The organism is Streptomyces sp. NPDC001980 (assembly GCF_040296885.1).
GTDB lineage: Bacteria > Actinomycetota > Actinomycetes > Streptomycetales > Streptomycetaceae > Streptomyces.
Genome location: NZ_JBEOYD010000046.1, coordinates 63,988 through 81,634 on the forward strand (window position 1 = coordinate 63,988; position 17,647 = coordinate 81,634).

Sequence of the window (17,647 nt, forward strand, 5' to 3'; positions counted from 1 at the left end):
GGCGCTCAACCCCGCAGAACCCGAGCCCAGTCCTCCGGCACCCGCTCCGCAGGCCCCGGCACGGACTGCTCCGCAGGATGACTCAACGGCGGCGCCAACTCCGGCCCGGCCTCGAACAGTTCCTCCGTCTCGTAGTTCCAGAACCACCCCTCGCCCGGCTCGTAACTACGGATCACCGGATGCCCGGTGTCACGGAAATGCGCCGTCGCATGTTTCGATGGCGAGTCGTCGCAGCAACCGATGTGCCCGCACTCGGTGCACCGCCGCAGATGGAACCACCAGCCCCCCGCCGCGTCGCACTCCACGCACCCGGCGCCGCTCGGCGGAACGTTCGGGTCTATCGAGGTGTCGCCACTCATACTGCCTCCACAGGTGTCTCGGATTCCTCGGGCGTCTCGGCGGTCAGCGGAAGCAGCACCTGGAACCGGGTGTCGCCGGGCTCCGACTCCACCCGCATGCTGCCGTGATGTTTGTTCACGACGATCCGCCACGAGATGTCCAGACCGAGCCCCGTGCCCTGCCCGACGGGCTTGGTCGTGAAGAAGGGGTCGAAGATCCGGTTCTTGATCTCCGGCGCGATCCCGGTCCCGGTGTCCCGGAACTCGACCAGCAGCTGCTCGTGGTCGAGCGCGGTCCGCACGGTGAGCGTGCCGTGTCCGGCGCCCGCGCCGCCGTCCTTCATCGCGCAGACCGCGTTGTCGATGAGGTTGGTCCACACCTGGTTGAGCTCGGCGGGGTAGGCGGGGACCGGCGGGACCGTACGGTCGTACTCCTTGACCACCCGGATGTCCTGCCCGATCTTCCCGGACAGCATCAGCAGGGTGCTGTCGAGGAGTTCGTGCACGTCCACCTCCCGGTACGGCGCCCGGTCCAGCTGGCTGTACTGCTTGGCCGCGTCGACGAGGTTCGAGATCCGGGTGGTCGAGTCCTCGATCTCGTTCATCAACAGCTCGGTCTCGATGGTGTAGTTGAGCCAGCCGACCGCGTTCGGCAGGATCTCCTCGTCGACGGCGGCGGCGACCTGCTCCAGCCAGTCGACGTCGAGCCCGGCCTGTACGAACGTCGGTGCCAGCTCCCAGCCGTGGTCGATGCCGCGGTCCTCCAGCCAGTCGGTGAGCGCGTCCTCACGGTCGGCGGCCTCCAGCGGGCTGAGCGAGGACGCCTTGGCGACCCGTTCCGCCGTGCGCTCCTGGATCTCGATCAGACCCGCCAACTGCTCGCGCGAGAACGGCCCGCCGGCGATGATGGCGAGCTTGTGCCGCATCTTCGCCACCCGCTCGCGCAGCGTCGACGTGGCCCGCACGGCCGCCGCGGCCGGGTTGTTGAGCTCGTGGGTGAGCCCGGCGGACAACGAGCCGAGCGCCAGCAGCCGTTCGCGCTGCCCGATCGCCGCCTGGGTGTTCTTCGAACCGAAGAACAGGCCTTCAAGGAGGTGCACGGCCATCGGGAACCACTCGCGCATGATGTCCGCGAACGTGTCGGCCGGCAGCACGAAGAACCGCGTCGGCTCGGTCACCCGCATCGAGTTGTTGTACGCCTGCCGCACCCGGTCCCCGAGGTAGGCCTGCATGGCGCCCGCGTACACCCCGGCCTGCGAGGTCCGGGTCACCTCGACGTCGTCCCCGCCGACCTGCCGGGAGAGCACCACCGTGCCCTCGACCATCACGTAGAAGCAGGTGGCCGGCTCACCCTCGGTGTAGACCGGACCCGGCTGGAACAGCTCCACCCGGCCCGCCGCGCACAGCCGCCCGAGCTGCTCCGGCTCCAGCTTCTCGAACAGGAACAGCGCGCCGATCTCCTGCGGGCTGCACGGCATCAGCTGCCCGCTCATGACTGCTCCAGATACCGGTGGACGAGCATCACTGCCATGGCTCCTTCTCCGACGGCGGACGCGACACGCTTGGCGGACTCGGCGCGTGCGTCGCCCGCCACGAACACGCCGGGAATGCTGGTCTCCAGGTGGTACGGCGGCCGGTCCAGCTCCCAGCCCGCCGGCGGCCGTCCGTCGACGGTCAGGTCCGGCCCGGCCAGGATGAACCCGCGTTCGTCCCGCAGCACCGTGTCGCCGAGCCAGTCGGTCAGCGGTGCCGCCCCGATGAAGACAAACATCCACTGGGCGTCGACCTGTTCCCGGTCCCCGCTCTGCACATGGCGCAGGGTGAGCTGCTCCAGTCGCTCGACGCCGTGCGCGGCGTCCACCACGGTGTGACTGCGCACGGCGATGTTGGAGGCCTCGTTGATCTGCTGGATCAGGTAGTACGACATCGAGGCCGACAGGTCGGCGCCGCGGACCAGCAGGGTCACCGACTTGGCGAACCGGGACAGGTACATCGCCGCCTGGCCGGCCGAGTTGGCGCCGCCGACGATGTACACGTCCTGGCCCTGGCAGGAGGTCGCCTCGGTGAGCGCGGAGCCGTAGAACACCCCGCAGCCGGTCAGGTCGATGCAGCCCTCGGCCTCCAGCTGCCGGTACTGCACTCCGGTCGCCAGGATCACGCTGTGCGCCGCGACCGCCGAGCCGTCCGCGAACCGCACCACCCGCGCGGCCCCGTTGATCTCAAGTCCGGTGACCTCGCGGGCGGTCAGGATCTCCGCGCCGAACTTGGCGGCCTGCCGCCGGGCCCGGTCGGTGAGCTGGGCGCCCGACACCCCGTCCGGGAAGCCCAGGTAGTTCTCGATCCGCGAGCTCTGCCCGGCCTGCCCGCCGGTCGCCGACCGCTCCACGAGCACGGTCCGCAGCCCCTCCGACGCCCCGTACACGGCCGAGCCGAGCCCGGCCGGACCGCCGCCGATCACCACCAGGTCGTAGAAGTCCGCCGTCGGGGTCGTCGCCAGGCCCACGTGCGCGGCCAGCTCGGGCGCCTCCGGCTCCACCAGAGGCGTGCCGTCCGGCGTGATCACCAGGGGCAGCCGCTCCCCGTCGGCGCCGGCGGCCGCCAGCAGCCGCCGGCCCTCCGGCTCCTCCACCGAGTACCAGCGGTACGGCACCTGGTTGCGGGCCAGGAACTCCCGCACGTCAGAGGACCGCGCCGACCAGCGGTGCCCGACGACCTTGGTGGCCGGCACCGGCTTGTAGTCACTGGCCCGCCAGGCGTCCAGCAGGTCGTCCAGGACCGGGTAGAGCTTCTCCTCCGGGGGATCCCAGGGCTTGAGCAGATAGTGGTCCAGATCGACGACGTTGATCGCGTCGATCGCCGCGTTGGTGTCCGCGTACGCGGTCAGCAGCACCCGTCGCGCGCCCGGGTACACGTCCAGGGCCTGTTCCAGGAACTCGATGCCGTTCATCTGCGGCATCCGGTAGTCGGCCAGGATCACCGCCACCAGGTCGCCGCGCAGCTTCAGCTCCCGCAGCGCGTCGAGCGCCGACTCCCCGGACTCCGCGCGCACGATCCGGTACGACGCGCCGTAGCGGCGCCGCAGGTCCCGGGCGACGGCACGGGAGACCCCCGGGTCGTCGTCCACGGTCATGATGACGGTCCGTGCTGCGTCGGCAGCCTGTGCCATACGTCTCCCACCCCGAGCCGTTGGTTCCACGGCACGGCGGGCACTCCCGGAGGAGCGCGGCCACCGTACCGGTTCCCGCCCATCGTATGTTCGATCGTCGGCCTTCGCTCTGGTACGACGGTGCACAGCGGGCACCCGTCGGTGCGCAAGACTGATCACGCAGACGCGGAACCGACGAGGAGGCCGGTGCATGACACGCCCGATCACGGCAGGGGTCGACGGTACGGAGGAGAGCCTCGCCGCTCTCGACTGGGCGGCCCGGGAAGCGGTGCGCCGGGGGCTGCCGCTGCGGGTGGTGCACGCCTGGCGGTACGAGGAGCACGAGGCGCTCGGCGGTGACCGGGAGGCCCAGTGCGGGTGGGTGTCCGACGGGGTGGCCGAGTCGGTGCGGACCGTCACCGGGCGGCATCCGGAGCTCGCGGTGAGCGTCGACGTGCTGGAGGGCGGCCCGGTCGAGGTGCTGGCGGACGCGGCGGCCGGGGCCGAGCTGCTGGCGCTGGGCTCGCGCGGACACGGCCCGGTCGTCGGGTTCCTGCTGGGCTCCGTCGGCCAGCAGGTGATCGCCGAGGCCGCACGCCCGGTCGTCCTGGTGCGCGCCGGTGACCGGCCCACGGCCGAGGCCGCCGGGCGGGAGGTCGTCGTGGGCCAGCAGGGCGGCCCGGAGGACAGCGCGGCCGCGCTGCAGTTCGCGTTCGAGACGGCGGCGGCCCGCGGCGCGACGGTCCGGGTCGTCCGGGCCTGGACCCTGCCGCCGGTCTTCGCCTACAGCCCCGGCTCGCTGAAGCTGCTGGACGAGTCCGGAGGCATGGAGCCCTACGAGAAGAAGGCGCTGTCCGAGGCGGTACGGCCGCTGCGCGAACGGTTCCCGGACGTGCCGGTCGCCGAACACGTGGAGATGGGCAGTGCCGGGCAGGTGCTGCTCTCGGTGGCCGGACGGGCCCAGCTGATGGTCGTCGGACGGCGCGCCCACCGTACGGCGGTGGGGGCCCGCATCGGCTCGGTCGCGCACGGGGTGCTGCACCACGCCGACTGCCCGGTGGCCGTGGTCCCGCACGACTGACCCGCGATCCGGGCCGACCGGGTTCACTCCGGAGTGACCGGCTCCAGGGTCTCCCGTGCCTTGGGCAGCACGTTCTCGATGTAGTCCTCGACCGCGTTGTCCAGACCTATGTCGTGCTGCGCCCGCTCGGACAGGTACCAGCGGTGTTCGAGCAGCTCGTGGTAGATCTCCGCCGGGTCCATCGAGCCGCGCAGCTCCAGCGGCACGGCCCGCACGGTGGGGCGGAAGACGTCCCGCACCCACCGGTGGGCCAGCACCTCGGGACGGGCCGCGAGCGGATCGCCCGGGGCGTAGTCGTCCTGGGTGGCCATCCAGCTCTCCAGGTCGTTCAGCAGCCGCCGCGCCTGGTTCTCCTCGGCGTCCAGGCCGGTCAGCCGCAGCAGCTGGCGCTGGTGGTGGCCGGCGTCGACGACCTTCGGCACGAAGGTGACCGTGTCGCCGTTGGAGGAGTGCTGGATCTGCATCTCCGCGACGTCGAAACCGAGGTCGTTGAGCCGCCGGATCCGGCGTTCGATGTAGTGGTACTTGCCCGCCGGATACACCGAGGTCCGGGTCAGCTCCTCCCACAGCTCGCCGTACCGGGTGCAGATCTCGAACCCGAACTCGATCGGGTCCAGCGAGGGATGCAGCGCCCCCGAGGCCTCCAGGTCGAGCAGCTCCCCGCTGATGTTCACCCGGGCCAGGTCGAGGTCGTACTCCCGCTGCCCGTTGCTCAGCTGCGTGTGCAGGTCGCCGGTCTCGGCGTCCACCAGGTACGCCGCGTACGCGCCCGCGTCCCGCCGGAACAGGGTGTTGGACAGCGAGCAGTCGCCCCACGCGAACCCGGCCAGGTGCAGGCGGACCAGCAGTACCGCCAGGGCGTCCATGAGGCGGTGCATGGTGGCCGGGCGCATGGTCGTCTCGAACATCGAGCGGTACGGCATCGAGCCGCCCAGGTGCCGGGTGACCAGCACCGACTCCAGGGGTTCGCCCTCGGTGTCGGCGCGGCCGGTGATCACTGCAAGGGGGTCGACCGCGGGGATGGCGAGCCGGTCCAGGTCGCGCAGCAGCTCGTACTCGCGCAGCGCCGGGCGCTCCGCCAGCTCCTTCACCGCGATGACCTCGCTGCCGGCCCGGGCGTAGCGCACCACGTGCCGCGAGATGCCCCGTGGGAGCGGCACGAGGTACTCCTCGGGCCACTCCTCCAGCGGGACGTCCCAGGGGAGTTCGAGCAGGAGCGCGGGGTGCTCCGGGTTGGTGGCGTTGATCTGCAAGGCCATGGGACGAACCTTAAGGCCGGTGGGTTACGACGCCAGCTCCCGGGCCCGCTCGGCGGCCGCCCGCACCGGACCCCGGTGCAGCGGGCCGTGTCCGGGCAGCAGGGCGTCGCCGTCGAGGGCGCCGATCAGGTCCAGCGAGGCGACGGCCCGGGCCCGCTCGTGGTGGAACATGTCGGGCAGCAGCTGCGGGCCCTGGATCCGCGACGTGCGGTGGCCGCTGACCAGGGCGTCCCCGGAGATCACCAGACCGGCCTCGGGCAGGTGGTAGACGGTGTGCCCGTCGGTGTGGCCGGGGGTGTGCACCGGGACCGGGCGGCCCGGCAGGTCGAGGGGGCCGTCGGCGACCGGGAACGCCTCGGGCGCCTTGACCGGGTGCTGCTCGGTGCCGCCGACGCGCAGCACGTGCACGAGCCACGGCACCACACCCGGCCGCCAGGCGTTCTTCACCACCTCGCCCACGGACACCTGCTGGAGGAACTCCCGCCGGGCGTGCGGTACTTCGGCCTCGTGGAGGTAGACCGGCGTGCCGTGGGTGTCGCGCAGGTACTCGGCCGAGCCGAGGTGGTCGTTGTGCGCGTGCGTGATCAGGACGGCCGCGACCGCCTCCGGTGAACTGCCCACCTCCGCGAGGGAGTCGAGGAGCCCCTGCCGGTCCCCGGGGTAGCCGGTGTCCACCAGCGTGACGGCGTCGCCGTCCTTGAGGATCACCCAGTTGGTGTGCTGGCCGTGCACCAGATAGGCGCCCTTGCCGACTTCGTGTACCTCTGCCTGCATGATCACTCCGGCTTGCCCGTTCGTGCCGATCGAAACGGAGCACAGCCAACCACATACGGCGGGCCGCCCGTTGCCGAGGCCCAGGTCACCGTACGCCGTGTGGCCGGAACTGGACGCTGATCCGCGGCCCGGCGGCCCGGGCCGTCTTCGGTACGCAGTGCTCCCAGGTCCGCTGGCAGGAGCCGCCCATCACGATCAGGTCGCCGTGGCCGAGCGGGCGCCGGACCGAGGGGCCGCCGCGCAGCGGGCGCAGCAGCAGGTCACGGGGTGCGCCCACGGAGAGGATCGCGACCATGGTGTCCTCCCGCGCGCCCCGGCCGATCCGGTCGCCGTGCCAGGCCACGCTGTCCCGGCCGTCGCGGTAGTAGCAGAGCCCGGCCGTGGCGAACGGCTCGCCCAGCTCCTCGGCGTAGTGCCGGGTGAGCGCCTCGCGGGCCTCGGCGAGGACGGGGTGGGGGAGCGGGTCGGTGGCGCCGTAGAAGGCGAGCAGGCGCGGTACGTCCACGACGTTGTCGTACATCTGCCGGCGCTCGGCGTGCCAGGGGACGTCCGCCGCCAGCTCTTCGAACAGCGCGTCGGCGCCGCCCAGCCAGCCGGGCAGCACGTCGATCCAGGCGCCGGAACCCAGCACGGTCCGGCCGATGTCGTCGAGGGTGCCGAGCCGCAGCTCGTCGGTCTGGTCGAACAGGGAGCCCTGGAGGTGCGTGGCCATGAGCCGAGCGTACTCCGTAATCGAAAATCTGTTCCTATTTAATCTCCGGCGGGTCCGCGACGGCCTCTTTCGATACATCGATGTATTCGATACATTCGCGTATCGAACGGAGGTCGGCGTATGACAGTGGACGGCGGTGCGCACCGGCGTGTGACCCGGCGGCGGGTGCAGACCCGCGCCCGGCTGCTCGACGCCGCGTTCACGGTGTTCGCCGCCAAGGGCTTCGGGCGGGTCTCCATCGAGGAGGTCTGCGAGGCCGCCGGTTTCAGCCGGGGCGCCTTCTACTCCAACTTCGCCACCCTCGACGAGCTGTTCTTCGCCCTCTACCGGGAGCGCGCCGACCTCATCGCCCAGCAGGTCGCCGACGCGCTGGCCGGCGACGGTCCCGACCTGGACGTACCGGCCTCCGTGGACCGCGTCACCGACGTACTGCTCCTCGACGTGGACTGGCTGCTGGTGAAGACCGACTTCCTGGTGCATGCCGCCCGGGACCCGGCCGTCGCCGGGCTCCTCCTCGGCCACCGCGCCCGGCTCCGCGAGGCCATCGCCGACCGGCTCCTGCGGGCCCGCGGCCACACCCCGATCCCCGCCGTGCTCGGCGATGTCGAGGGCGCGGCCCACGCGGTGGTCGCCGCCTACGACGGGGTCACCGTCCAGCTGCTGCTCGACAAGGACGTGGACCGGGCCCGCGCCTGGCTCAAACAACTCCTCACCGCGCTGCTGACCGACGGCAGCACCCACCCCGCACGAACGAACGGCAGCACCCACCCCGTATGAGAAGGGCAGAAGTCGCCATGGACGCGGACGTCATCGTCGTCGGAGCCGGCCTCGCCGGCCTGGTCGCGGCGCACGAACTCACCAGCAGGGGCAGGCGCGTCGCCCTGGTCGACCAGGAGAACGCCGCCAACCTCGGCGGCCAGGCGTTCTGGTCCTTCGGCGGGCTCTTCCTCGTCGACTCGCCCGAACAGCGCCGTCTCGGCATCAAGGACTCCCTCGACCTGGCCTGGAACGACTGGCAGGGCAGCGCCCAGTTCGACCGCAAGGACGACGAGGACTCCTGGGCGGTGCGCTGGGCACGGGCCTATGTCGAGTTCGCGGCCGGGGAGAAGCGTCCCTGGCTGCAGAGCCACGGGATCAGCCTGCTGCCGACCGTCGGCTGGGCCGAGCGCGGCGACCTGCGCGCCCACGGCCACGGCAACTCCGTGCCCCGCTTCCACGTCGCCTGGGGCACCGGCACCGGGGTGGTCGAACCCTTCGCCCGCTACGCCAAGCAGGCCGCCCGCGACGGACTGCTCACCTTCCACCACCGCCACCAGGTCGACGAACTCGTCATCGAGGACGGCGAGGCCCGCGGCGTCCGCGGCACCGTCCTCGCCCCCGACGACTCACCGCGCGGCGTCGCCTCCAACCGCGACCGCATCGGCGACTTCGAGCTCACCGCCCAGGCCGTCGTCGTCACCACCGGCGGCATCGGCGCCAACCACGACATCGTCCGCCGCTACTGGCCCGAACGGCTCGGCACACCCCCCGCCGAGATGGTCACCGGCGTCCCCGCCTACGTGGACGGCCGCATGCTCGACATCAGCGCCGAGGCCGGCGTCCGCCTGGTCAACCGCGATCGCATGTGGCACTACACCGAGGGCATCCAGAACTGGAACTCCGTCTGGCCCGGCCACGGCATCCGCATCCTGCCCGGCCCCTCCTCCATCTGGCTCGACGCCCTCGGCCGCCGCCTGCCCGACCCCTGCCTGCCGGGCTACGACACTCTCAGCACCCTCAGGCACCTGCGCACCACCGAGGACATCGCCGGGTACGACCACTCGTGGTTCGTCCTCACCCGCAAGATCGTCGAGAAGGAGTTCGCGCTCTCCGGCTCCGAGCAGAACCCCGACATCACCGCCAAGGACCGCAAGGCCGTGCTGCGCGACCGGCTGCTCGGCAAGGGCGCGCCCGGCCCGGTGCAGGCCTTCCTCGACCACGGCGCGGACTTCGTGACCGCGACCTCCCTGGAGCAGCTCGTCGAGAAGATGAACGGCCTCACCGACAAGGCGCTCCTGGACGCGGCCGAGGTGCGCCGCCAGATCGTCGCCCGCGACCTGCAGATCAACAACTCCTACAGCAAGGACTCCCAGGTCCAGGGCATCCACAACGCCCGCCGCTACATCGGCGACCGCCTGGGCCGGGTCGCCACCCCGCACCGCATCCTCGACCCGGCCGCCGGACCGCTGATCGGCGTCAAGCTGCACGTCCTCACCCGCAAGACCCTCGGCGGCATCCAGACCGACCTGGACTCCCGCGCCCTCGGTTCCGACGGGCAGCCGATCGGCGGGCTCTACGCGGCCGGCGAGGTGGCCGGCTTCGGCGGCGGTGGCGTGCACGGCTACAACGCGCTGGAGGGCACGTTCCTCGGAGGCTGCCTGTTCTCGGGGCGGGCGGCGGGCTGCGCGGCGGCGAAGCAGACCGCCTAACCGGCGAGGAGCCGCGCCAGCACGGTGGCGTGGCTCTCGTCCGGGGTCTTGGACGCGGTGAGCAGGGTCACCGGCCCCTCGCGCACCGACTTCCGCAGGCCGCCGAGGAGTTCGGCGGCCTCGGGGGCGGCCAGCTCCGCCTCGTAACGATGCACGAACTCCTCGTACGACCCGCCCGCGTGGAACCAGCGGCGCAGCTCGTCCGACGGTGTCAGCCCCTTCGGCCACTCGTCCACGTGCGCGACCTCCTTGGACAGCCCGCGCGGCCACAGCCGGTCCACCAGAACGCGCACCCCGTCCGCCGGCTCGGGCGACTCGTAGATCCTGCGGACGCGCACGCTCACGATCGATCGACCTCCCGGCTCGCTGACGGTGCCGCGAGCGTATGCGGCGGCCCCGCCCCACGGGCTGCCGACGCGGCGCAGCTTGACCAGAATGAGGGGGAAACGCGGACACCCGCACGCCTAGTCTGTGGGCCACTGATCATCGGCCACCCCCCAAGGAGTCCATGTGCAGGCCGCAAGCAGACGTACCGCAGTCCTCCGCCGCGAGGCCGTCCTCGGCACCGTCCCGGTCGCCGTGGCGGCCCTGCTCGCCGCCGCCGGAACGGCCTCGGCGAGCACGATCGGCGCCGCCGGCGCGGGCGACCCCTACTTCCCGCTCAGCGGCAACGGCGGCTACCACGTCAGCCACTACGACCTGACGCTCCGCTACGACACCTCCTCCCGGCACCTCGACGGCAAGGCGGTCCTCACCGCCCGCGCCACCGAGAAACTGACCCGCTTCGACCTCGACCTCAGCGGCCTGAAGGTCACCCGGGTGACCGTCGACGGCCGGACCGCCCGTTTCAGCCGCAGCGGACAGGAACTCGTCGTCACGCCGTCGCGGGCGCTGGCGAAGGGCCGGGACTTCCGGATCACCGTGGCGTACAACGGCACGCCCAAGCAGGTCACCGATCCCGACGGCTCGGCCGACGGCTGGATCCGCACCGACGACGGCGCGTTCGTCGCGGGGGAGCCGCAGGGCGCGATGACCTGGTTCCCGGCCAACAGCCATCCCAAGGACAAGTCGTCGTACGACTTCACGATCACCGTCCCCAAGGGCCGTACCGCCGTCGCCAACGGCGTCCTCCTCGGACAGCACACCTCCGGCGACCGCACGACCTTCCGGTGGCGGCAGACCGAGCCGATGGCCGCGTACCTCGCGACCGCCACGGTCGGCAAGTTCAAGGTGCAGCAGTACACCACCCGGGACGGGATCAAGGTGTACAACGCGGTCGACCCGCGCGAGGCGAGCGGGTCGGCGGCCGTGCTGAAGAAGCTGCCGTCGGTGCTGGAATGGGAGAGCAAGCTGTTCGGGCCGTACCCGTTCCGGTCCGCCGGGTCGATAGTCGACCACGCGCCGAGCGTCGGGTACGCGCTGGAGACGCAGGGGCGGCCGATCTACGACTCGGCGCCGGACCTGAGCACGCTGGTGCACGAGAACGCCCACCAGTGGTTCGGCGACTCCGTCTCCCTCACCGCCTGGAAGGACATCTGGCTCAACGAGGGCTTCGCCACGTATGCCGAGTGGCTGTACAGCGAGCAGCACGGGGGCGACAGCGCGCAGAAGAACTTCGACGCGCTCTACGCGAAGCCGGCGAGCGACGAGCTGTGGGCGTATCCGCCGGGGGACCCGGGCAGCGGGAAGAACATCTTCGGCACGCCGGTCTATGCGCGGGGCGCGATGGCTCTGCACGAGCTGCGCAAGGCGGTCGGGGACGCGGTGTTCTTCCGGATCCTTAGGGACTGGGCTTCGCAGCACCGGTACGGGCACGGGACGACCGCGGAGTTCGTGAAGCTCGCGGAGAAGGAGTCGGGGAAGGATCTCGGTTCCTTGTTCCAGACGTGGGTGTACAAGCAGGGCAAGCCGTAGGGGTGGTTGTTCGGGTGCCGGCCGGTGGGGGCTGGTCGCGCAGTTCCTCCCCCAGCCTTCGGCCGGGGGTACCCCCGGCGCCCCTAAAGGCGCGCTGAAAGCTGACGAGTTTCTTACATTCGTCGGCCAGGGTCGGTCTCATGATCCATCGCAGAACTGCCGTTGCCCTCCTCTCCGCCTCCCCCCTCCTGCTCTCCGGGTGCGGGGGCGGCGCCGAGGCGGCGCCGAACCGGTCGCAGGACGACCGGCCGGCGCCGGTGACGGCTTCCCCCACACCCGAGAGCAGCAGCCCCCAGCCGAGCGGCATACCCGGGCTCGGGCCCAAGACCACGGCCGCGATACCCGAGCGGGCGGAGCAGGTCGTCGTCGCCACCGGCCGGGGCAAGGACTCGCCGGTGTCGACCGTCGTTCTCTACTCCCGCGACGACGGCGTCTGGGAGCCCGGCGGCAGTTGGCCCGCGCACAACGGCAGGGACGGCTGGAGCGAATACCACATGGCCGGGGACCTGCGCTCGCCCGTCGGCGTGTACGGGCTCACCGACGCCGGGGGCCTGCTCGCCGACCCGGGGAGCAGGCTGCCGTACCACCAGTCCTACGGCTTCACCTCGCCCGGTACCGGATTCGAGGGCGAGTCGCTGGAAGGTTCCTTCGACTATGTCGTCGCCATCAACTACAACCGCGAACCGGGCACTTCACCGCTCGACTGGACCCGGCCGATGGGCGCGAAGCGCGGCGGCGGCGTGTGGCTGCACGTCGACCACGGCGGCCCGACGCACGCCTGTGTCAGTGTGGCCAAGGCGCACATGAAGGAGTTGCTGCGCACCCTCGACCCGGACCGGCATCCGGCCGTCGTCATGGGCCACGCCGGCTGGCTCGCCCGCTAGGCCGCCGGAACTCCGCTTAGGATCCGAACCTGTGTGCGCACATGTGCTGGTCGCCGAGGACGACGAGATGCAGGCCGAGCTGATCCGGAGATCGCTGGTCGCCGAGGGGCACAGCGCGACCGTGGTCCATGACGGGGCCGCGGCGCTGGACGCGGCCCGGCGGCTCGGCCCCGACCTGGTCGTCCTCGACCTGATGCTCCCGGTGATCGACGGCTTCGGCGTCTGCCGGGTGCTGCGCGGCGGCGACCCGGAGATCCCGGTGCTGATGCTCACGGCCCGGTCCGACGAGGACGACGTGCTGCTCGGCCTGGAGCTGGGCGCCGACGACTACATGACCAAGCCGTACAGCCCCCGCGAGCTGATGGCCCGGATCCGCACGATCCTGCGGCGGAGCGGGCGGGCCGCCCCCGTCCGGGAGGAGGAACCCGCCGTGACCGCCGCCGGGATCAGCGTCGATCCGGTGCGGCACGCGGTCCGCTGCGACGGGGAGCCGGTGGAGGTGACCCCGGCCGAGTTCCAGATCCTGCTCGCCATGGCCGGGGAACCCGGCCGGGTGTTCACCCGGCGGCAGTTGCTGCAGTGCACCCGGGGCTTCGACCGGTCCTCCACCGAACGGGCCGTCGACGTCCATGTGATGAACCTGCGCCGGAAGATCGAGGCCGATCCCCGGCGGCCGGTGCGGCTGGTGACCGTGTTCGGCGTCGGCTACAAGCTGAGCGGCGGGCGGCCGTGAAGCCCCGGATACCGTGGCGCAAACGGCTGCTGGTCCGGCTGCTGTTCACGTCGGTGCTGATCGCCGTCTGCTCCGTGGCCGCCACCGCCTGGCTCGCCGTGACGACCACCACCAGCGCGCTGGAGGAGGAACAGGGGCAGGACCTCGCCGCCGACAACCAGATCCTCGCAGAGCTCAGCGGGTACGCGGCGGACCACCCCGACTGGACCGGGGTCCAGCACACCGTCCGGGCGCTGGCGGCCAAGACCGGCCGCCGGATCGCGCTGACCACCGCCGACCGCACGCTGATCGCCGACTCGGCAGCCCACGACACCCCGCTGCCACCGCGCCCGGCGGCCGCCGTGGACCCGCTGCACACCGACACCTACACCGAGTTCGGCGCCCAGCTCAGCGGTATCGACCCGCGCGCGGTCGGCCCGTTCCGGCTCACCACGGCCGAACGCAAGGAGATGGACCTGGTCGCGGAGAAGCAGAAGTCCTGCTTCGACCGGTTCAGCGCCGGCACCAGCATCCAGCACACCCCGAGCGGGCGGCCCTATCTCGTCGTCGAGGACGGCACGGACATCTCCTTCTCCTACAAGTACGGCTGCGGCGACCTCGTCCTGACCGGGGCCACCGGCCGCAACTCGGCGCTCGACTTCCCGACCCGCACCGAGACGACGGCCCTCACCGCGCTGACCAGCCTGGCCCGCCCCTGTCTCCAGGCCAAGGACATGGACCTGGGCGGCAAGCTTTCCCTCACCTACGACACCACCGGGCGCAACCCGGTCTCCGGCGGCTTCCTCATCACCAAGAAGGACGTCAGGCGATCGATGGACCAGATCGCGAAGGGCTGTGTCCTCAACGCCCGGCGCACCCAGCTCGAACCGTACGTCGCCCCCGCCGCCGAACTCTTCCTCGGCATCGGCGACCAGACCGCACCCCGTTTCGACATGTCCCGGGCCAACAAGGCGAAGATCGTCGGCGCGGCCGGCCTCGTCCTCGCCGTCACGGTCGCCGTCACCGCCGTCGTCGCCATGCGCCTGGTACGGCCGCTGCGCGCGCTCACGGCCGCCGCCCAGCAGCCGCCCGAACTGCACGTCCGGGCGCCGGTGCGCACCCGGGACGAGACCGGGCTGCTGGCCGAGGCGTTCAACGAGCTCACCGAACGCCGGGAACGCCTGGAGGAGCAGCGCAAGGCGATGGTCAGCGACATCGCCCACGAACTGCGCAGCCCCCTCACCAACATCCGCGGCTGGCTGGAGGTCACCCGGGACGGCCTCGTCGACCCCGACCCGGCCCTGCTGGGCTCCCTGCACGAGGAGGCGCTGGTCCTGCAGCGGATCATCGACGACCTCCAGGACCTGGCCGCCGCCGACGCCGGCACCCTGCGCGTGCACCGCGAACCGGTGCGCGCCGCCGACCTGATCGACCAGGTCGCCGCCGCCCACCGCGTCGCCGCCGACGCGGCCGGGGTCACCCTGCTGACCGACAGCGACGGCACCGCCTGGCTCGACGCCGACCCGGTGCGGATGCGGCAGGCCCTCGGCAACCTGGTCTCCAACGCCATCCGGCACACCCCCGCCGACGGCACGGTGACCCTGTCCGCCCGCCGCGCCGGCGACGACGTCGTCCTCACCGTCACCGACACGGGCCCGGGCATCGCCGCCGACGATCTCCCGCACGTCTTCGAGCGGTTCTGGCGCGCGGAGAAGTCCCGCAGCCGCCGTACCGGAGGCAGCGGCCTCGGCCTGCCGATCGTGCGCCATCTGCTCGCCGCCCACGACGGCACCGCCGAGGCACGCAGCGAACCCGGCAAGGGCGCCGAGTTCACCCTCCGGCTGCCGGCCGCACCGGCCCCGGCCGACGTCAGCTGAACCGGCGCGCCGCCCGCTGCCGGCGCCGGGTCAGCAGCCGGCGCTCCGCCTCGGTGGTACCGCCCCAGACGCCGACGGCCTGCCCGGTCTCCATCGCCCAGCGCAGGCAGGGGTCCTGCACCGGACAGCGCTCGCACACCGCCTTCGCGCGCCGGGTCTGGTGCAGCGACGGGCCGGTGGTCCCGATCGGGAAGAAGAGGTCGGGGTCCTCGTTGCGGCACTCGGCGTGGTCCCGCCAGTCGTCCATCGAAGTCACCTGCGATCCAAGTCGACTCTGCCGTTTCGTGTGCGCGTTGTTCGGGTCCGGGTCACCGGTCCGGGCACGGCTGAAACGGCCAAGTCCCGAAGGATTCGCGGGCGGTCACTGCTCGCGCAGACCCCAGGGGGAGCCGTATTCGGTCAGCAGGTCGAGGAACGGGCGGGCCGGGAACGCTTCCGGGCCGAGGACGCCCGAGCCCGACCACGCGCCGGTGGCCAGGAGTTCGAGGGCGACGACCGGGTTGAGGGCCGTCTGCCACACCACGGCCTGACAACCGTACTCCGCCATGGACCACTCGTTGTCGACAACGTGGTAGAGATACACCTCCCGCGGCTTCCCGTCCTTCACCCCGCGCACCCAGGTGCCCGCGCAGGTCTTGCCGCGCATGCGCTCGCCCAGCGTCGCCGGGTCCGGCAGCGAGGCGGCGACCACGTCCCGGGGCGAGACCGCGACCGGGCCGTCCGCGCCGGCCACGGTCACCGGCGCCGTGCGGTCCAGGCCGAGCAGATGCAGCGTCTTCAGCGTCTCGATGAACTCGCGCCCGAGCCCGTACTTGAAGGTGACCCGCCGCGCGTCCACCCAGCGCGGCACGAGCAGCACCTCCTCGTGCTCGACGTTGACGCACTCGACCGGCCCGATCCCGTCCGGGAAGTCGAACACCTCGGGCTCGCTGAACGGCGCGGTGGTGAACCAGCCGCGCCCCCGCTCGTACACGACGGGCGGGTTGAGGCACTCCTCGATGGTGGTCCAGATGCTGAACGAGGGCGCGAAGTCGTAACCGTCCACGGTCAGGTTCGCGCCGTCGCGAATGCCGACCTCCTCGATCTCGTCGAAGAGCTCGTCGGCCGCGTACCGGGCGAACACGTCCGACAACCCGGGCTCCACGCCCATCCCGACCAGCGCCAGCGCACCCGCCTTCTCCCACTCCCCGGCCAGCGCGAACTGCTCGTCGCCCAGCTTGACCCCGCACTCCTCGTAGGGCCGCTCGGGATGCGGCCGGGACAGCGACATCGCCATGTCGAGGTAGCTCGCGCCGGTCTTGCGGGCGGCCCGGAACAGGGGCATGACGAAGCGCGGGTCGGTGGCGTTGAACAGCACGTCGCAGCCGTGCCGGGCCAGCAGTGCGGCGACGGCCGCCTCGTCACCGGCGTCGACGCGTTCGGCGCGGAACCGGTCGTCGCCGACGGCCGTCACCGCCGCCTCGGCGCGGGCCAGGTCGTAGTCGGCGACCACCATCAGGTCGAAGAACGGCCGCCGGGCCGCGATCCGGGTGACGGCGGTGCCCACACCACCGGCACCCACGAGCAGTACACGCATGCGGGAATCTCCTTCTGGGACAGAGAGCGAGGTCGGGTACGGGGGCGCCTTGGCCGGAATGAAACGCCGGGCCGTCACGTAAGGTCAATGGTGTTGGCATAAGAACGGCAGGGAGTGCGCGATGCCCAAAGCGGTCGTACCGGAGGATAAGCGGCGCAGGCGCCGCCCCACCCGCAGCGGCACGGTGCTCTCCGAAGGGCTGATCGTGGAGACCGCGCTGCGCCTGCTGCGCGAGCACGGCAGCGCGGGCCTGACCGCCCGCCGTCTGGGCCTCGCCCTCGACTGCGACCCCAGCACCCTGTACCGCTATTTCCGGGGCATGGACGACCTGACCCTGGCGATCGGCGACGCCCTCATCGGCCAGGCGCTGGCCGGCTGGACGCCGACGGGGGAGTGGCGGACGGACCTGCGGACCATCGGCCTGCGCATCCACGCGCAGTACGTCGCCCACCCGCAGGCGGCCCTGCTGACGACGAACCGCGTGACCGGCCGGGCGCACGAACTGGCCGCGGACGAGGCGGTCCTGGACGTCCTGCGCACGGCAGGCTTCTCACTGCCCGAGACCGTGCGCATCTACCACGCCTTCATCGACCAGACCCTCGCCTTCGCCGCCCTGGACGCGGCCTCCCTGACCCTGCCGAAGGACTCCCAGCGCGCCGACGAGGACAAATGGCACTCGACCTACGCCCGCCTCCCGCACACGACCCACCCGCGCATCGCGGAGGCGGCGCCTCTCCTGGCCAAACGCATGGTGACCAGTGCCTATCCGACGGCACTTGAAATGCTCCTGGACAGTGCAGCGCCCCGTCAGGGGCGCGGGGAACTGCGCGACCAGCCCCCACCCACCCCCACCCCCCCGCGTTCGAGCATAAACCCAACGGATTGCGCAAAGCACCCCCCCCCGTAA

Annotated in this window: 17 protein-coding genes; 8 read left to right on the forward strand and 9 right to left on the reverse strand. The window is 71.8% G+C overall.

Going from position 1 to position 17,647, the window contains the following annotated elements; genetic code table 11:
- Window positions 1-5: 5 nt before the first annotated feature.
- The 3 genes from ABT137_RS42850 to ABT137_RS42860 are packed head-to-tail and all read right to left on the reverse strand — an operon-like array spanning window position 6 to window position 3,504.
- A complete protein-coding gene (locus ABT137_RS42850; protein ID WP_351717670.1) occupies window positions 6-359 on the reverse strand; it encodes a UBP-type zinc finger domain-containing protein in 354 nt (117 codons plus the stop codon).
- On the reverse strand, window positions 356-1,831 hold the full coding sequence (locus tag ABT137_RS42855; protein ID WP_351717672.1) for an ATP-binding protein: 1,476 nt from the start codon (window positions 1,829-1,831) through the stop codon (window positions 356-358). Before ABT137_RS42855 ends, ABT137_RS42850 begins: the two co-directional genes overlap by 4 nt.
- A complete protein-coding gene (locus ABT137_RS42860; protein ID WP_351717674.1) occupies window positions 1,828-3,504 on the reverse strand; it encodes an NAD(P)/FAD-dependent oxidoreductase in 1,677 nt (558 codons plus the stop codon). Before ABT137_RS42860 ends, ABT137_RS42855 begins: the two co-directional genes overlap by 4 nt.
- A gap of 190 nt (window positions 3,505-3,694) precedes the next feature.
- Between ABT137_RS42860 and ABT137_RS42865 the strand changes: the two genes are divergently transcribed.
- A complete protein-coding gene (locus ABT137_RS42865; protein ID WP_351717676.1) occupies window positions 3,695-4,564 on the forward strand; it encodes a universal stress protein in 870 nt (289 codons plus the stop codon).
- A gap of 23 nt (window positions 4,565-4,587) precedes the next feature.
- Here the strand turns inward: ABT137_RS42865 and ABT137_RS42870 are convergent, their stop codons facing one another.
- From ABT137_RS42870 to ABT137_RS42880, 3 genes are all read right to left on the reverse strand, one after another.
- Window positions 4,588-5,823 carry a DUF4032 domain-containing protein gene (locus ABT137_RS42870; RefSeq protein WP_351717678.1) on the reverse strand — a complete coding sequence of 412 codons (1,236 nt, stop codon included), beginning with the start codon at window positions 5,821-5,823 and terminating at the stop codon, window positions 4,588-4,590.
- A gap of 24 nt (window positions 5,824-5,847) precedes the next feature.
- Window positions 5,848-6,597, reverse strand: a complete 750-nt coding sequence (locus ABT137_RS42875) for an MBL fold metallo-hydrolase (RefSeq protein ID WP_351717680.1) — start codon at window positions 6,595-6,597, stop codon at window positions 5,848-5,850.
- 85 nt (window positions 6,598-6,682) lie between these two features.
- Window positions 6,683-7,309, reverse strand: a complete 627-nt coding sequence (locus ABT137_RS42880; RefSeq protein ID WP_351717682.1) for an alpha-ketoglutarate-dependent dioxygenase AlkB — start codon at window positions 7,307-7,309, stop codon at window positions 6,683-6,685.
- 120 nt (window positions 7,310-7,429) lie between these two features.
- On the opposite strand from ABT137_RS42880, the gene ABT137_RS42885 reads away from it, so the two are divergent.
- The gene (locus tag ABT137_RS42885) at window positions 7,430-8,086 is read left to right on the forward strand and encodes a TetR/AcrR family transcriptional regulator (protein ID WP_351717683.1); all 657 of its coding nucleotides are present in this window, start codon (window positions 7,430-7,432) and stop codon (window positions 8,084-8,086) included.
- 17 nt (window positions 8,087-8,103) lie between these two features.
- The gene (locus tag ABT137_RS42890; protein ID WP_351717706.1) at window positions 8,104-9,777 is read left to right on the forward strand and encodes an FAD-binding dehydrogenase; all 1,674 of its coding nucleotides are present in this window, start codon (window positions 8,104-8,106) and stop codon (window positions 9,775-9,777) included.
- On the opposite strand, the gene ABT137_RS42895 is transcribed toward ABT137_RS42890, so the two are convergent.
- Window positions 9,774-10,121: a DUF488 domain-containing protein gene (locus ABT137_RS42895; protein WP_351717684.1), complete on the reverse strand. Its 348-nt coding sequence runs from the start codon at window positions 10,119-10,121 to the stop codon at window positions 9,774-9,776. The two genes, ABT137_RS42890 and ABT137_RS42895, sit on opposite strands and share 4 nt — an antisense overlap.
- Before the next feature lie 166 nt (window positions 10,122-10,287).
- Between ABT137_RS42895 and ABT137_RS42900 the strand changes: the two genes are divergently transcribed.
- From ABT137_RS42900 to ABT137_RS42915, 4 genes are all read left to right on the forward strand, one after another.
- Window positions 10,288-11,691, forward strand: coding sequence for a M1 family metallopeptidase (locus ABT137_RS42900; RefSeq protein ID WP_351717685.1), 1,404 nt, complete (start codon window positions 10,288-10,290; stop codon window positions 11,689-11,691).
- A gap of 140 nt (window positions 11,692-11,831) precedes the next feature.
- Complete coding sequence (locus tag ABT137_RS42905) at window positions 11,832-12,575, forward strand: hypothetical protein (protein WP_351717687.1); 744 nt, start codon at window positions 11,832-11,834, stop codon at window positions 12,573-12,575.
- A gap of 31 nt (window positions 12,576-12,606) precedes the next feature.
- Complete coding sequence (locus tag ABT137_RS42910) at window positions 12,607-13,308, forward strand: response regulator transcription factor (RefSeq protein WP_351717688.1); 702 nt, start codon at window positions 12,607-12,609, stop codon at window positions 13,306-13,308.
- The gene (locus ABT137_RS42915; protein ID WP_351717689.1) at window positions 13,305-15,164 is read left to right on the forward strand and encodes a HAMP domain-containing sensor histidine kinase; all 1,860 of its coding nucleotides are present in this window, start codon (window positions 13,305-13,307) and stop codon (window positions 15,162-15,164) included. Before ABT137_RS42910 ends, ABT137_RS42915 begins: the two co-directional genes overlap by 4 nt.
- Here ABT137_RS42915 and ABT137_RS42920 read toward each other — a convergent pair.
- Both ABT137_RS42920 and ABT137_RS42925 read right to left on the reverse strand, forming a co-directional pair.
- On the reverse strand, window positions 15,157-15,411 hold the full coding sequence (locus tag ABT137_RS42920) for a WhiB family transcriptional regulator (protein ID WP_351717691.1): 255 nt from the start codon (window positions 15,409-15,411) through the stop codon (window positions 15,157-15,159). The genes ABT137_RS42915 and ABT137_RS42920 overlap by 8 nt on opposite strands.
- Window positions 15,412-15,525: 114 nt before the next feature.
- The gene (locus ABT137_RS42925; protein WP_351717693.1) at window positions 15,526-16,740 is read right to left on the reverse strand and encodes a saccharopine dehydrogenase family protein; all 1,215 of its coding nucleotides are present in this window, start codon (window positions 16,738-16,740) and stop codon (window positions 15,526-15,528) included.
- A 121-nt stretch (window positions 16,741-16,861) separates the two neighbouring features.
- Between ABT137_RS42925 and ABT137_RS42930 the strand changes: the two genes are divergently transcribed.
- On the forward strand, window positions 16,862-17,647 hold the full coding sequence (locus tag ABT137_RS42930) for a TetR/AcrR family transcriptional regulator (RefSeq protein ID WP_351717695.1): 786 nt from the start codon (window positions 16,862-16,864) through the stop codon (window positions 17,645-17,647).

Excerpts from the sequence above, each read along its gene's own strand:
- ABT137_RS42850 (WP_351717670.1), bottom strand. The coding sequence starts at position 359 with ATGAGTGGCGACACCTCGATAGACCCGAACGTTCCGCCGAGCGGCGCC.
- ABT137_RS42855 (WP_351717672.1), bottom strand. The coding sequence starts at position 1,831 with ATGAGCGGGCAGCTGATGCCGTGCAGCCCGCAGGAGATCGGCGCGCTG.
- ABT137_RS42860 (WP_351717674.1), bottom strand. The coding sequence starts at position 3,504 with ATGGCACAGGCTGCCGACGCAGCACGGACCGTCATCATGACCGTGGAC.
- ABT137_RS42865 (WP_351717676.1), top strand. The coding sequence starts at position 3,695 with ATGACACGCCCGATCACGGCAGGGGTCGACGGTACGGAGGAGAGCCTC.
- ABT137_RS42870 (WP_351717678.1), bottom strand. The coding sequence starts at position 5,823 with ATGGCCTTGCAGATCAACGCCACCAACCCGGAGCACCCCGCGCTCCTG.
- ABT137_RS42875 (WP_351717680.1), bottom strand. The coding sequence starts at position 6,597 with ATGCAGGCAGAGGTACACGAAGTCGGCAAGGGCGCCTATCTGGTGCAC.
- ABT137_RS42880 (WP_351717682.1), bottom strand. The coding sequence starts at position 7,309 with ATGGCCACGCACCTCCAGGGCTCCCTGTTCGACCAGACCGACGAGCTG.
- ABT137_RS42885 (WP_351717683.1), top strand. The coding sequence starts at position 7,430 with ATGACAGTGGACGGCGGTGCGCACCGGCGTGTGACCCGGCGGCGGGTG.
- ABT137_RS42890 (WP_351717706.1), top strand. The coding sequence starts at position 8,104 with ATGGACGCGGACGTCATCGTCGTCGGAGCCGGCCTCGCCGGCCTGGTC.
- ABT137_RS42905 (WP_351717687.1), top strand. The coding sequence starts at position 11,832 with ATGATCCATCGCAGAACTGCCGTTGCCCTCCTCTCCGCCTCCCCCCTC.
- ABT137_RS42920 (WP_351717691.1), bottom strand. The coding sequence starts at position 15,411 with ATGGACGACTGGCGGGACCACGCCGAGTGCCGCAACGAGGACCCCGAC.
- ABT137_RS42925 (WP_351717693.1), bottom strand. The coding sequence starts at position 16,740 with ATGCGTGTACTGCTCGTGGGTGCCGGTGGTGTGGGCACCGCCGTCACC.
- ABT137_RS42930 (WP_351717695.1), top strand. The coding sequence starts at position 16,862 with ATGCCCAAAGCGGTCGTACCGGAGGATAAGCGGCGCAGGCGCCGCCCC.